At 56.9% G+C, this 13,175-nt stretch carries 12 protein-coding genes; 2 read left to right on the top strand and 10 right to left on the bottom strand.

Going from position 1 to position 13,175, the window contains the following annotated elements:
• The first annotated feature begins 159 nt into the window (after positions 1 to 159).
• The gene (locus VQ830_RS15945; protein WP_337269128.1) at positions 160 to 1,596 is read left to right on the top strand and encodes an HWE histidine kinase domain-containing protein; all 1,437 of its coding nucleotides are present in this window, start codon (positions 160 to 162) and stop codon (positions 1,594 to 1,596) included.
• A gap of 89 nt (positions 1,597 to 1,685) precedes the next feature.
• Here the strand turns inward: VQ830_RS15945 and VQ830_RS15950 are convergent, their stop codons facing one another.
• The 10 genes from VQ830_RS15950 to VQ830_RS15995 all read right to left on the bottom strand — a co-directional run bounded on the left by VQ830_RS15950 (position 1,686) and on the right by VQ830_RS15995 (position 12,364).
• Entirely contained in the window at positions 1,686 to 3,011 is a 1,326-nt protein-coding gene (locus VQ830_RS15950) for an NAD(P)/FAD-dependent oxidoreductase (RefSeq protein ID WP_337269129.1), read from the bottom strand.
• Between the two features lie 12 nt (positions 3,012 to 3,023).
• Positions 3,024 to 3,911 (bottom strand): ABC transporter permease, encoded by an 888-nt coding sequence (locus VQ830_RS15955; protein WP_337269130.1) that lies wholly within the window; start codon positions 3,909 to 3,911, stop codon positions 3,024 to 3,026.
• Between the two features lie 41 nt (positions 3,912 to 3,952).
• Positions 3,953 to 4,903 (bottom strand): ABC transporter permease, encoded by a 951-nt coding sequence (locus tag VQ830_RS15960; protein ID WP_337269131.1) that lies wholly within the window; start codon positions 4,901 to 4,903, stop codon positions 3,953 to 3,955.
• Positions 4,904 to 5,076: 173 nt separating this feature from the next.
• Positions 5,077 to 6,741, bottom strand: a complete 1,665-nt coding sequence (locus tag VQ830_RS15965) for a peptide ABC transporter substrate-binding protein (RefSeq protein WP_337269132.1) — start codon at positions 6,739 to 6,741, stop codon at positions 5,077 to 5,079.
• Between the two features lie 140 nt (positions 6,742 to 6,881).
• On the bottom strand, positions 6,882 to 8,213 hold the full coding sequence (locus tag VQ830_RS15970) for an NAD(P)/FAD-dependent oxidoreductase (protein ID WP_337269133.1): 1,332 nt from the start codon (positions 8,211 to 8,213) through the stop codon (positions 6,882 to 6,884).
• Between the two features lies 1 nt (position 8,214).
• Positions 8,215 to 8,928 carry an SDR family NAD(P)-dependent oxidoreductase gene (locus VQ830_RS15975; protein ID WP_337269134.1) on the bottom strand — a complete coding sequence of 238 codons (714 nt, stop codon included), beginning with the start codon at positions 8,926 to 8,928 and terminating at the stop codon, positions 8,215 to 8,217.
• On the bottom strand, positions 8,925 to 9,410 hold the full coding sequence (locus tag VQ830_RS15980) for a MarR family winged helix-turn-helix transcriptional regulator (RefSeq protein ID WP_337269135.1): 486 nt from the start codon (positions 9,408 to 9,410) through the stop codon (positions 8,925 to 8,927). The genes VQ830_RS15975 and VQ830_RS15980 overlap by 4 nt, the downstream gene beginning before the upstream one ends.
• A 293-nt stretch (positions 9,411 to 9,703) precedes the next feature.
• A complete protein-coding gene (locus VQ830_RS15985; RefSeq protein WP_337269136.1) occupies positions 9,704 to 11,344 on the bottom strand; it encodes a dipeptide ABC transporter ATP-binding protein in 1,641 nt (546 codons plus the stop codon).
• Between the two features lie 393 nt (positions 11,345 to 11,737).
• Positions 11,738 to 11,971 (bottom strand): DUF2171 domain-containing protein, encoded by a 234-nt coding sequence (locus VQ830_RS15990; protein ID WP_337269137.1) that lies wholly within the window; start codon positions 11,969 to 11,971, stop codon positions 11,738 to 11,740.
• Positions 11,972 to 12,142: 171 nt separating this feature from the next.
• Positions 12,143 to 12,364 (bottom strand): hypothetical protein, encoded by a 222-nt coding sequence (locus tag VQ830_RS15995; RefSeq protein WP_337269138.1) that lies wholly within the window; start codon positions 12,362 to 12,364, stop codon positions 12,143 to 12,145.
• Positions 12,365 to 12,768: 404 nt separating this feature from the next.
• On the opposite strand from VQ830_RS15995, the gene VQ830_RS16000 reads away from it, so the two are divergent.
• Positions 12,769 to 13,029 (top strand): hypothetical protein, encoded by a 261-nt coding sequence (locus VQ830_RS16000; protein ID WP_337269139.1) that lies wholly within the window; start codon positions 12,769 to 12,771, stop codon positions 13,027 to 13,029.
• Positions 13,030 to 13,175: the final 146 nt, after the last annotated feature.

Below are 13,175 nucleotides of genomic sequence, written 5' to 3' on the forward strand. Positions count from 1 at the left end.
TTCTGCACATCGGAAGCCGTGAGAAACAGGCTTTTCATGCCAGCACAAAAGATTCCCAGGTCATCGAATGTACCCGACGGCCCGTTGTAAGTGCAGGTGCGGGGGCCTAATGTGCGCGAGGGCCAGATACTCCAGAACAGAAAGCGTTGATCCCTCACAATGGAAAAAAGCGATGATCAACTGCGTATTGCTGAGGAGATCAGAAGAGAAAAGTCGGGTTCGGATCCTTTTGCAGCCGCCATGCGGGCAACCCGCATGCCGATGGTCATCACTGATCCTCGATTAAAAGATAATCCTATTGTCTTTGTGAACAATGCTTTCGCGCGATTGACTGGCTACTCTCGCGAGGAAACGCTGGGCCGCAATTGCAGGTTTCTTCAAGGCCCGGGCACGAGCAGAGAAGACGTCAAGAAGATCCGCGAAGCGATCGCGATGAGAGAGTCCATTGAAATAGAGCTGATGAACTATCGCAAGGACGGTTCAGGGTTCTGGAACAGGCTCTTGGTCTCTCCCGTCTTCGATAACGGCGAGTTGACTTACTTCTTTGCGTCTCAGCTCGAGATTACAAGAGACAGAAGAATTGCCTCGGCTTCCGCTCTATCCGACAATGCCGAGCTTGAGCGCCGTATCAGTGACCTGACCGAAGCCGAAAACAGATTGCAGTTTACGCTGAAGGCTGGCGGCTTGGGCACGTGGACGCTGGATCTAGCCGAAGGAAGGCTCGTCGCTTCTTCGATTTGCAAAGCAAATTTCGGCATCGCGCCGACCGAGAACTTCACCTATGCAGACTTGCAGGCCCTGGTTCATCCGGCAGATTTTCCGATGTGGCAGGAAGCCGTGCAAAAAGCCCTTGCGGAAGATGGCGACCTGCATGTCGAATACCGGATTCTACTTCCAGATAGATCAATACGCTGGATCGAAGTTCGGGCACAGACCCGTTACGGTGACGATCATCGGCCAGTGGAGATGAGCGGCATCTCCATCAATATAACGGAGCGAAAGGAGGCCGAAGCATTCCGCCTTCTCGTTAGCCGTGAGATGAGCCATCGCATCAAGAACACGCTTGCAACGGTTCAGTCTATCGTCAATCAATCCCTGCGCTCCGACTTGCCGCGACAGGACCTGCGAGACACGATCGGCAAGCGGATCCATGCCCTCGCGCGCTCGCACGAACTTTTGCTCGGTTCGAACTGGAGCGTAGCAAGTCTGAGGGAAACGATTGAAAGAGCGGTCAGTCCCTTCAACGAGGGGGGCCGAATCCGTTACTTCGGTCCCGATATGACGATCACCTATGCGCTGAACGGCGCTCTTGCACTCGGGCTTCATGAGCTTGCGACAAATGCATCCAAATACGGGGCGCTTGCCAACGAGGCTGGACGCGTGCGTATCGAATGGCGTGACGACGACGGGGTTTTCACGCTTGTTTGGGAGGAGATGGGTGGTCCTGAGGTTTCGGAACCGACAAAGAGGGGTTTTGGGACGAGCTTGATCGAGAGAGCGCTCGGAACAACCTTCAACGGCACAGCCGTTATGACTTTCCATCCCACAGGTCTCGTTTTCAAGCTTGAGACTAAGATCGAGGAGCTGATGCCCTGATATTGGAGGATCGGGCAGCCGGTTCTTCAAATCTTTCGATGCGCTCCGCAGCCAAGGCAGCGTTGGGCGTCCGTCCTATCGATGACCTCTCAGGCGTGTGGCGGAAGAGGTGCACCGGAAAGCCGGGTGACGATGTTGTCGCGCAGGCGATGATAGCGCAAGGTGAGCGCCGGCCCAAAGCTCATGTAGAAGGGAGCTGCCGTCAAGGGCTCTAGTTTCAATGCCAGCTCTTTCTCCGGCTTGCCCAGCGCCCATTCAGACAAAATGGAGCCGAGCATGGAGCCCGTCGGCACACCGCGCCCGGAAAGCCCCGTCAGCGCGACAGCGCCGGGCGCCAAATTGTAGAAGCGCGGCACCGTGCGATATTGCATGTCGAGCTCGCCGAACCAGAAATACTCCCAGCGGATGTCTTCACGGATTTGCGGGTGCAGCCATTTCAGCCTTTCGCTCATCACCCGTCGCGTATAGGCCATATCGCGTCCACGCCGCCCCATGGGGAACATGGAGGCGACGATCCGGCCTTCGGCATTGTATTTGTAGACATAGATGTCGCCGCGGCCGTCATGTATCGTGGTGTTGTTTGGAAGCACGTGGGTGCGCGTTTCTGCGGATAGAATCTGAGTTGCCGCAACGAAGACGAGTTGGATCTTGAAGGTCTTGTCGAGATTCGGCCAGCCACCGACAGTATAGGCGCCGGTCGTGAAGATCACCTTGTCAGCGGTCACTTGACCGGCCGCGGTGCGGACCTTCCATCCGCCCCGAGCTTCGCGCTCGCAAGATATTGCCGCCGATCCCGTGAAAATCTTCGCGCCCTCCTGGATAACGGCGCGGGCGAGGCCGCGTGCATAGCCAAGTGGGTTGAGGTGCCCAGCTTCCTCATGCAGCCAGCCGCCATGAAAGCGAGGGCTGCCGGTGATCGCGGCCACTTCGTCGCGATCGATCAAACGCGTACGGGCACCAACCGCGTTGTAAGTCTCGACCTTTGCACGAATGGTATCGAGCGCGCGGCGGTGCGGAGCGCCCATTACATAGCCGTTCTGCACCCACTCACAATCGATCTGGTAGTCTCTGATCATCGCGCCAACACGGTCATTGGCGCGTGTCTGTCGCTCGATCAACCGCTCGGCCCACGGATCGCCAAGCATCCGCCGCAATTCCGGCAGGCTGTAATGGGTAAAGGTCGGCGTACAGTGGCCGGCATTGCGACCTGAGCCGCCAAAACCTGCCTCCTCGCGTTCCAAAAGTACCACGCTAACGCCCGCCTTTGCGAGCTCCAGCGCCGTCGTTAGCCCCGTATAGCCGGCACCGACGATGCAGACATCGGCCCTCACGCTGTCTTCGAGCCGTTCCGTCTTCGGGGCCGGGGCAGCGGTTGCATACCAGAGAGTTGCATCGAAGGGCGAAAAAACCGTCATGGCGTTCCCCCTTCAGTTCAGATCGCTGCGTGCATCGAGCGCATCGCGCAGCCCGTCACCGATGAAGTTGAAGCTCGTTACCGCAAGAGTTATCGCGACGCCTGGCACGATAGCGAGCCACGGTGCCTTATCGAGGTATTGCTGAGCCCCATTCAGCATGTTGCCCCAGCTCGGCAGCGGTGGCTGAATGCCGTATCCAAGGAAGCTGATATAGGCTTCGAGTAGAATGGCACGCGCGACCGTCAGTGTTGCCGCAACGATAATCGGGCCGATCGCGTTTGGCAGGATCTCGCGAAACATGATCCAGGCATTCGGCAGCCCCAGCATCCGTGCGGCGAGCACAAAATCGCGTTCGCGCAGCGAGCGCACCTCCGTCTCCACCAAGCGGGCGATCTCCATCCAGCTGGTGATCGCGATGATCACTGTGATCATGAATGGGCTTGGCTGCACGAAAGCGGCGAGCGCCAGAAGCAGGAAGATACTTGGGAAAGATAAAAACGCATCGACAAAGCGCATCAAGGCAGCGCCGAGACGACCGCCATAATAGCCCGCCACCACGCCGATCACGGTACCGATCAGTGTCGACAAAACCATTGCGAAAAACCCAACGAGCAGGGAAATCCGGCCCGCATTGAAAAGCCGTGCTGCAATATCGCGTCCAAGCGGATCGGTGCCGAAAATATGCGCGCCCGTCAACGGTGGGGCAAAGCGAGCACGAAGATCGATAAAGAGCTGGTCATAGGGCAGAAGATAGGGACCGACAACACAGGCGAAGATCATGATCGAGATCATCGCAAGCCCGAGGACTGCGAGCTTGTGACGCATAAAGCGCCGGGCCGTGCGGCTGCGCCACCAATGAGTGGCAGCATCAGTGGAAAGGGAAAGCTTTGCGTCAGACATGGTCTATCCTTTCGGGAGCGACAGCTGTTGCGGGTGCGGCCTCATCCGAGCCTGATCCGGGGATCGACGAGAGCGACAAGAAGGTCGGCCATCAGGCTGCCAAGCAGCACCAGAATTGCGGAAAACATCAGCAGTCCCATTACGACGGGATAATCGTGGTAGCCGAGGCTATCGAGGAAGAGCCGCCCCATGCCCGGCCAGGTGAAGACCGTCTCGGTCACCAGAGCACCGCCGAGGATAGTCGGAAGTTGAACGCCAGCCAGCGCGATCATCGGCAGCAATGCATTGCCTACGACGTGCTTCATCAGAACCCGGCGTGCGGTCAGCCCCTTGGCGCGCGCCGTGCGTACGAAATCCTGGTTGATGACGTCGAGCGTGGCGGTGCGCATGTACCGGCTCCAGACGGCGATGTTGACAAGCGCCAGAACGAGGCTCGGCATCACCAGATGGATGGCATAATCGTAAAGGGACTGATCGCCGATCGTGTACATATTGCCGGCAGGGAGCCATTTTAGCTTTAATGCGAAGACATAAATGGCGACCAGACCAAACCAGAACGTGGGGATGGACAATGCCACCATGGCGCCCACCGTGGCAGTGTAGTCGAAGAGTGAGTAGCGCTTCGTCGCTCCCTTGATACCGATCCAGGTCCCAATCAGAATCGAGACCACCGTCGACGTGACCATCAGTAGAAGCGTTGCAAAAAGATGCCCTGAAATGATGTCGAGCACGGGTCGCTGGTCACGGTAGGATTTGCCCCAGTCACCCTGCAGCAGACGCCAGACCCAATCGAGATACTGGATGGGCAGGGGGCGGTCGAGGCCCATCTGGTGCGCGATGCGATCCAGCGCCTCGCGCGTCATACCTGGTGTCAGGGCGAACTGCGAGAGCGGGCCACCCGGTGCGAGATTGAGGATCGCAAAGCCGATGATCGAAACAAGCACCAGGAGGATAAGGCTCTGCCAAAGGCGATTGAGAAGATAGGCGAACATCTAGGTCAACTCCGGTTCGACCCAAGATGCCGTCCGGAAGGAACAGCTCTTGGGCAAGCCTTCGGGATCGTCGAAAACGACCGGCTGGAGGTATGCTCGATGCAAACTGCCTCATGATCCGATCGCCATGGTATGGATGCCGGGACCTCATGGAGGTCCGGCTCCTTCGATGATCAGCTGAGGTGCCAGCTTCCGACGTTCCAGGTGTCGATTCGCGTGTTGATGTTGAAGACGATGTTCTCGACACCCTGTTTGTGACCACGCACGGTTGCGTATTGGAAGAGCGGCAGGAATGGCAATTCCTTGCGCATGATCTCCTGAATTTTCAGGTATGCTGCCTTGCGCTGTTCCGGAACGAATAGACTGCCGCCCTTGGCGAGAAGATCGTCCACCTCCTTGTTTGCAAACTGCCAAGTGTTCTGTCCGGAGCCGCCTTTGGCCGGGCTGGAGTTCGAGCGGAAGAAATCCGACGTATCGGGATCGGGTCCGGTGAGAAAATCGAGACCGACGATGACGGTGTCAAACTTCGATAGCATCCAGTAGTCGCCCCACATAACGGCCGGCGGCAGGTTGGAAATCGTCATGTCCACGCCGAGGTCCTTAAAGGACTGCTGCATATATTGCTGAACCTGTTCACGGATATGATTGCCCGCTGTCGTCGAGCAGGTGAAGGAAAGCTTGACGCCATCCTTGGCCCGAATGCCGTCCGCCCCGGGTTTCCAGCCTGCCTCATCGAGCAGGCTCTTGGCCTTCTCCATCGAGTATTCGTGTTTCGGCAGATCCGGATTGTAATAGAACGACTGCTGCGGGACATAGCTTTCGGTCGGCGTCGGCAGTCCATAGTAGAGTGCATCGATGATCGATTGTTTATCAATGGCGTGGTAAAGGGCCTCCCGGACCTTTGGATCCTTGAACTGCGGCCGCTCCATATTGAAAGTAAAGGATTCCACCGTCGAGCCGGGGACGACGGTGACGACCTTGCCAGGCAGCGCCTTTGCCTCGTCATAGTGATCGGGCGTGATCCACTGCAGGCCAACGACATCGATATCACCAGTCTTGAACTGCGTGTACATGACGTTCAGGTCGGGTACGTATTTGTAGATCAACTGGCTGAGGTGCGGACCGTCGGCAAAGTAGTCCGGATTGGCTTCAAGCAGGATGTAGTCGCCTGCGACACGCTCCTTCCACTTAAACGGACCGGTTCCGATGGGCGCGTTATTGAAGGGTGCGGTGTTCTTGTCCGCTGCAGCCCCAAGGACATGCTTGGGTGTGATGAACGTTGAGGCGAGGATGGAAGGATAGGGCGCGAAGGGCTTTTCCATCTTCCAGGTGATTTCCGTCGGCGACACCACAGTGAGATCACGAATATATTCATGGCCGGTCTTACGCCAGGAACGGAAGTTAGGGTCAACAAGCAGCTCGAGGGTGAACTTGACGTCTTCGGCGGTGAAAGGCTTTCCGTCATGCCACTTGACGTCGTCGCGCAGTTTCACCTTCCAGGACAGCCCGTCGGCAGAAATACCGCCATTTTCGACAGTCGGCACCTCCGCGGCGAGCGCAGCGATGAAGGCGCCCTTTTCGTCGACGTAAAACAGCGGATCGAAGATGCTGAAATGGATGCCTTCATCCACTTCGATGTGCGGCATATGCGGATTGAAGACCGTCGGCTCCTGTGAGAAGCCGATGGTGAGCTGCCCCTTGGGTGTTTTAGCTTCCTTTGCGAAGGCGCTCGACAGACTAGGAAGACCGCTTAATGCGGCACCGGATGCGCCGAGCGCAAGAAGGCCAAGTGCCTGTCGGCGTGTGGTGGCAATAAACGGATTGGATTGATCGGACATGGTCAGTTCCCCTTTTTTGATGGATCGTCTTGAATGTCACGTCGTTGCATCCGCCTCTGCGGGCGGTAAGCCTCCCGCCGGCAGGGGTCCTGCCGGTATGATAGCGCGACAGGCGGCATCGCCGCCGGTCGCAAGGCGCGTTAAAAGCCGCTGATCAACTCGATCTTCGAGCCATCCGAAAAACGACTGAACCGGAAATCGCGGCGCTCCACGATCGGGCTGCGGCCGGTAACGATATCGGCCATCAAACGACCGGCACCGGGACCAATCCCGAAGCCGTGACCGGAAAAGCCAGTGGCGACATGGAAGCCCGGGATCGCGTCGATCGCATCGATCACCGGCACGGCATCCGGCGTCACATCGATCATGCCGCCCCAGCGTTGAGCTATCTCGGCCTTTGCAAACACAGGAAAGGCCTGAGACAAACGTTTCAGCGCACCGTCCGTCATCGCCTTGGACGGGATAGGATCCAGCACGCGATTATACTCAAAGGGCGAGGCTTCATCGAGCGCCCAGCGTTTCGGGATGCGCGCTTCATCGAAGAACCGGCCCGCAAGCCGAAAGCGCAGCGAACGCCATTCATGGGAAAAGGCCGGCATGAACTTCTTCGCGTAGCGGAATGAAGCCGGGACGAGATCGACAATGTTCTGCGTTCCGTCGGCGATCGTGTAGCCGCCGTCTTGCCTCTTGCGCAGCGCAAAACCGCTTGCCCAGATTGCCTCGTCAGGGCCGCCTTCGAGAGGCTTGGTGCGCAGCACCGAATTCAGCACTTTAAGTTGCGGCAAGTCGAGACCATTATTGCCCATGAACAGGCTGGACCAGGCGCCACCTGCCAGCACCACTGCCTGGCAGGCAATCTCACCGCGTTCGGTGACGACACCTGAAACATGCCCGCCGGAAAGTTGCAGGCCGCGCACCGCGCACTCGGTCAGGATATGGGCGCCGCGCTCACGCGCCGCCTCTGCAATGGCCGGCGCCGCCTTTTGGGGCTCGGCACGGCAATCGCCGGCCGTATAGAGCGCGCCGGCGATTTTCATGTTATTGCCAGGATACTTATCATTGAACTCCGCTGCGCTAAGCATTCGGCTTTCAATCTGGTATCCCTCCAGATTGTGGTTCCAGCGTTCATGCTCGTCGAACTGCTTTTCGTCGGCGCAGGTGAACACGATGCCGGAGCGCTTAAAGCCCGTCTCTCTGCCGGTTCGTCTGTTGAGATCGGCCCAGATGCGTAATGATTCCGCCATAAGCGGTACTTCACGCGGGTCACGGCGAGAGATGCGCACCCAGCCCCAGTTGCGGCTGGACTGCTCGTGACCGATACCGCCCTTTTCGCACAAGGCGACCTTAAGGCCACCATCGGCAAGTTCCAGCGCCGTCGAGGTTCCGATGATCCCGCCACCGATGACAACGACGTCTACCTGTTTCGGCAATTCCGTATCGCCGTGAACGGGAACGACAAATGGACCGGGCATGTTAAAAGAACTCCTCGAGTTGACAATTGACGGCGAACTCGGCGACGGAAGCCTCATTCGGCAGGCTGAGCAGCATGGAGACGATGTGGGCGAGATCTTCTGGCTGTGTCAGGTGATCGGCGGGTCTGTCTGTAAGGGCTGCTGCCATAGCGGTAGCCACGAAACCGGGACAGACCGCGGTAGCACGAATGCCCTGATCAAATCCGGCTTGGCGAATGGCATGAGCAAGGGCCACGGCAGCGAACTTCGACAATGAATAGCTGCCAGCTCCGGCAGATTTCACGCGTTTGCCCGAGAGGGAGGCGAGGATGATGACCCTTCCTCGACCGGTGGCGCAGAGCGCATGCCAGGCGGCCTTCGCCAACCGGCGTGGCGCCTTGACGTTCACATCCATCATGGCGTCGATATCTTTATCGTCGGCCTCGATCACCGACTTCGGGATCATGATCCCGGCATTGGCGACAAGCGCATCGATGCGGCCGAAGCGTGCCAGCGCCGCGTCCACCCATCGCTGCTCCGCCGCGGCATCGGCAGCATCATAAGCCATCAGATGGACGCGCTCCTCAAGACCGGCCGCCCAGTCAGGCATCACCGGCTGGCGCATGCCGAGCGACACGCACCATCCCGCATTTGCGAGTTCGAGAGCTATGTGCTGACCTATGCCGCGGTTTGCCCCCGACAAGAGCGCGACAGATCCCTGCAAGGATTTTATCATGGAAGCCCCACGATCCGTCGGTACGCCCGTCTGAGAATATCCATGACTAACCTCTGCTCGTCCTTTGGAATGAAGGAGAAAAAGTCGCGCGACTGCTCCGGAACGATCTCACGGATTTTTACGGCTAGCGCTGCGCCTGCTTCCGTAATGTAAAGCTCCTGTGCGCGGCTATCGTCGGGCGATACCTCGCGCCGTATGAGCTCATGGTCTTCCATCTGGTCGATCAGCCGGCCCATGGCGGAACGGTCTTTCAGAATAAGATGGGCGATGACCGATGGACGAATGCCCGGATAATCATCGACCAGAAGAAGAGTGGTTATCTTACCCGTCCCTTTGGCGACATCGAGCCCTTCCAGCCGCTCATCCAGGTCCCGGGAGACGGCAATGTTGATCGTGCGAATGTAGAAGCTCAGCGTATCCTCAAGGACATCGATGTTGATATCTTTCGGGACGATCGAGGGTTTGGCAGGCAGTTTGCGCATGGAGGTTCCGTTTGCATGAAAAAAGCTGAAACCGATCGTCGACAGCCTCTGAGAGCCCGGTCGCTTCGGTCTTGCCTCCATGCCGTATTGCATTTTTGTGACGCTATGAAAGTGCAATTGGTGGACAATAGCAACTATTTTTTAAAGAAAAATTCCAGATTTTGCGTTTATTATCAATAATTTATGGAAAATATTCGGTGGGCCGGCATCGAGGGATGCCAGTCAATAGGGAGGGGTAATAGCCGTGCCTGCCTGGCAGGTCGTTATGCGCTAGCTTCAGCCAGCCCTTTAGTTCAGCCGACGGCCGACACTGGTTCCCAGTCTGCGCCAGGTATCGCGGAAACGAGCTTTCGCGTGTAGTCGTGCTGCGGCTGGCGGAAGATCCGGGTTGGCGGTCCCTCCTCCACGACGACTCCCTTATGCATGACCAGAACCTCGTCGCAAATCTGGCTCGCCACGCGCAGATCGTGGGTGATGAAGATCATCGCAATCTTCATTTCCTTTTGCACGCGGGCAAGAAGCTTGAGAATTTGCGCCTGGATCGAGACGTCGAGTGCCGAAACGGCTTCGTCCGCCACGAGGACGACCGGGTCGAACATCAACGCACGGGCAATGCCGATGCGCTGGCGCTGGCCGCCCGAAAACTCATGCGGGAAGCGGTCGAAAGACTGCTCGTCGAGACCAACGAGGGTTAGAAGCCTCAGCGCCTTTGTTCGTGCTTCCTGTGCCGAAACGCCGTGCGCAATGGGACCAACCGTCAGGATCTTCCCGATCGTGTGGCGGGGATTCAGAGAGGCGAAGGGATCTTGGAAGATCATTTGAATATAGGGCCGAACTGACCGAAAGCTCTGTTCAGTCATATTGGCGATGTCGCGGCCATCGAAGCGGATGACACCGCCGTCCGGTTCCAGAAGCTTGAGAAGCAGCTTGCCCAATGACGACTTGCCGGAGCCACTTTCGCCGACGACACCCAACGTCTGGCCCTTGCGCAGCCGGAAGCTCACGCCGTTGACGGCCTTAACGGTGCGCGCCTTTGAAAACAAAGACCCTGTGCCACGATATTCTTTCTCAAGATTTTCGACTTCCAGCACCACAGGCGGTTCGTTGCTGACATCGTCAGCATTGGCGCGCATGCGTGGTACAGCTGCAACGAGGCGCTGTGTATAGGGATGGGTGGGATTGACGAGGACGCTATCTGCCCTGCCATGTTCCACCAAATAACCTTTTTCCATCACAACGACCCGATCAGCAATTTCTGCGACCACGCCGAAATCGTGGGTAATGAACATCACGCTCATACCCTTGCGCTTCTGCAGACGACGAATGAGATCCAGAATTTGTGCTTGGGTTGTCACATCGAGTGCCGTCGTCGGCTCGTCAGCGATCAGCACGTCCGGATCGAGCGCGAGCGCCATCGCGATCATCACCCGCTGGCGCTGTCCGCCGGACAAGCGGAACGGATATTGGAGCCGCATCAGTGGGGGCTCCGGCAACCCTACCTCCTCCAGCAGCTCCAGAACTTTCGCCTTGCGGCTCTCAGCGGTTCCTGCGCCATGGGCCGTAAGAACCTCTGCGATTTGATCGCCGACGGTCATCAAAGGATTGAGGGCTGACAGCGGATCTTGAAATATGATCGAGACCGCCCGGCCGCGCAAAGGCCGGATATCCTCATCGCGGGCCTTTAGGATGTCGATGCCCTTAAAATTTATCTCACCGGCGCTGACTTTGATGGCCGGGGAGAGAAGACCCATAATCGTATTTGCGGTGACCGACTTTCCTGATCCGGATTCACCAATGATGCAGAGAATCTCGCCTTTATGGAGATCGAAAGATATATCCTTTACTGCATGGGTGCGTTCCATTCCTCGCGGCAGATCCACCGTGAGATTACGAACGGACAGCACCACGTCGGCCGACGTGGTGGTTTGAGACATCAGTTCCCCTTGTTTTATCGTTAACTATGTCTGCACTGGGAGGCACATATTGCGCCGCAAAAATAGTGGATGATATCCACTATTTTGTCTAGGGGCGAAAGCATGTCTACGCAGCAATGAGGAAATGAACTGCGCCGAACATGCTTTATTGCTTGAATATAGAGGGATGGTAGGCGTGATGAGCCGAATGGGATCATAGGAAAGATGGTCTTCTTCGACCATGATGTTCAGCGTCGAACGTCCCTGAGCGCTTACTGACGCCCTTTGTCTTCAAAGACTTTCGCCATAACTCGCATGGTGGTCTACCCACCTGAACGCTTGGCGTGAGGTTATTCGCCAAGGGATGCTCACGGGAAAAAGAGAGCCGCCTGTTCGGGGCGGCTCAAGAAGAAATTAATTCAGTGCCGTCCATTGGCTCCGGACGTCATCTGCATTCTTGGTGAGATGAACGTGTTCATCGATGTGATCCACCCATTCCAGCGGAATGAGGTGATGCTTGCCGTCCTGGGAATCGTTCTTTGTGAGTTTGATACGTGACTGACCTTCCAGATGATCGACCGTGCCGACATGAGCGCCGTCAGCTGCAATGACATCCATGTGTTCGCGAACCTGATCTGCAGAAACCATTGTTTCCTCCTGTGTTGTGTATGCCTTGGCAAACGCCGGGAGTGGTTGATGGTTCCTAGTGCCTTTTTGTCGATGGAGGGCTCGTCAATTTGTCAGCAAGTGGTGAGGTTCACCCCAGACACGTTCCGGCGCCTTTTTAGAATGAAGGAGACTCATTGTCCGCGAAAAACATCAGGCGTCTTTCAAATCATCTTGGACAAGACGATGCATCGCCAGAAAAAGCGACCGCTCAATCTGTCCAGGCTTGAAATCCAGCATCAGTTCAGGAAGCGCAAGAACCACCCGTTGAACGAGCTGCTTCTGGCGCGCTTCATCTGGATAAAAGTGGGCCGCGTGTTCCATGAGGACGTCGTGCAGAAGCGTAAGGCTAATTGCATTGATCTGCGTCGACAAGCTCGGGCTCGCTCCATTGAGACTACCTTTCTCTTTGAGCAACAACGGAGAAAATGTACATCCGGGAATGATGTACGAAAGCGTACACTTTCCGTTGCCGGCGGCTTCCTAAACCGCAACGCACTCGCTGCCGGTGGCCCCGCCTCGATGATGGTGCGAATCGGATCGACCGCCGTTCAATCTAGATGAAGAGGACCCTGCCGGGGTGGACATATGGAAGGAGCGATCGAGGTCGTCGCCTGAAATTTTGCGGCAACCGATTATCCATAGCTGCAAGGCTTCACGCGGATCATCTTAAGGTAGTTTCAGGACAGTTTTATGGGGCCTCTCCGCTGGCGAGACCATAGACATCGCGCGGCGGGCTCTGGTAGAAAAGAATATCTCTAGCGCATTGGGAGGAAATGATGAGAGTGGTATTGTTCGCAATGGCACTGATCTGTTCGGCTGGCTTGGCGCAAGCCGCTGATACGTGCAAAACCAAAGCCGTCGACAAGAACGGAAAGCCGCTCGTTGGGGCTGCGCTCACCTCATCGATTAACAAGTGCACCAAGGACGCCACGGCAGCTTGCGAGGCTTCTGCAAAAAGCAAGGACGGAAAGCCTCTCGTTGGCGCCGCGAAAACGTCCTACACGAAGAAGTGCGTTAGCGACGCTGTCGGTTCCTGACAGCCACGTCGCTTGGTCCTCGTCAATGAGTAAGCCGTCGTTGATTTGACGGCATACTCATTCACTTATCTCGTGTTTTGTATCCCTACAGAGTCGAATTCATGCAAAAGTAGGTATTATTCTTTACCTACATGATCAGTACCGGT

Source organism: Oryzifoliimicrobium ureilyticum (genome assembly GCF_037199735.1).
GTDB classification, from domain to species: Bacteria; Pseudomonadota; Alphaproteobacteria; order Rhizobiales; family Rhizobiaceae; genus Rhizobium; species Rhizobium ureilyticus.

Bases quoted from the DNA above. Each gene is read 5' to 3' on its own strand.
- VQ830_RS15980 (WP_337269135.1), bottom strand. From the start codon at position 9,410: ATGCGCAAACTGCCTGCCAAACCCTCGATCGTCCCGAAAGATATCAAC.
- VQ830_RS15960 (WP_337269131.1), bottom strand. From the start codon at position 4,903: ATGTTCGCCTATCTTCTCAATCGCCTTTGGCAGAGCCTTATCCTCCTG.
- VQ830_RS15975 (WP_337269134.1), bottom strand. From the start codon at position 8,928: ATGATAAAATCCTTGCAGGGATCTGTCGCGCTCTTGTCGGGGGCAAAC.
- VQ830_RS15965 (WP_337269132.1), bottom strand. From the start codon at position 6,741: ATGTCCGATCAATCCAATCCGTTTATTGCCACCACACGCCGACAGGCA.
- VQ830_RS16000 (WP_337269139.1), top strand. From the start codon at position 12,769: ATGAGAGTGGTATTGTTCGCAATGGCACTGATCTGTTCGGCTGGCTTG.
- VQ830_RS15950 (WP_337269129.1), bottom strand. From the start codon at position 3,011: ATGACGGTTTTTTCGCCCTTCGATGCAACTCTCTGGTATGCAACCGCT.
- VQ830_RS15990 (WP_337269137.1), bottom strand. From the start codon at position 11,971: ATGGTTTCTGCAGATCAGGTTCGCGAACACATGGATGTCATTGCAGCT.
- VQ830_RS15985 (WP_337269136.1), bottom strand. From the start codon at position 11,344: ATGTCTCAAACCACCACGTCGGCCGACGTGGTGCTGTCCGTTCGTAAT.
- VQ830_RS15945 (WP_337269128.1), top strand. From the start codon at position 160: ATGGAAAAAAGCGATGATCAACTGCGTATTGCTGAGGAGATCAGAAGA.
- VQ830_RS15970 (WP_337269133.1), bottom strand. From the start codon at position 8,213: ATGCCCGGTCCATTTGTCGTTCCCGTTCACGGCGATACGGAATTGCCG.
- VQ830_RS15955 (WP_337269130.1), bottom strand. From the start codon at position 3,911: ATGTCTGACGCAAAGCTTTCCCTTTCCACTGATGCTGCCACTCATTGG.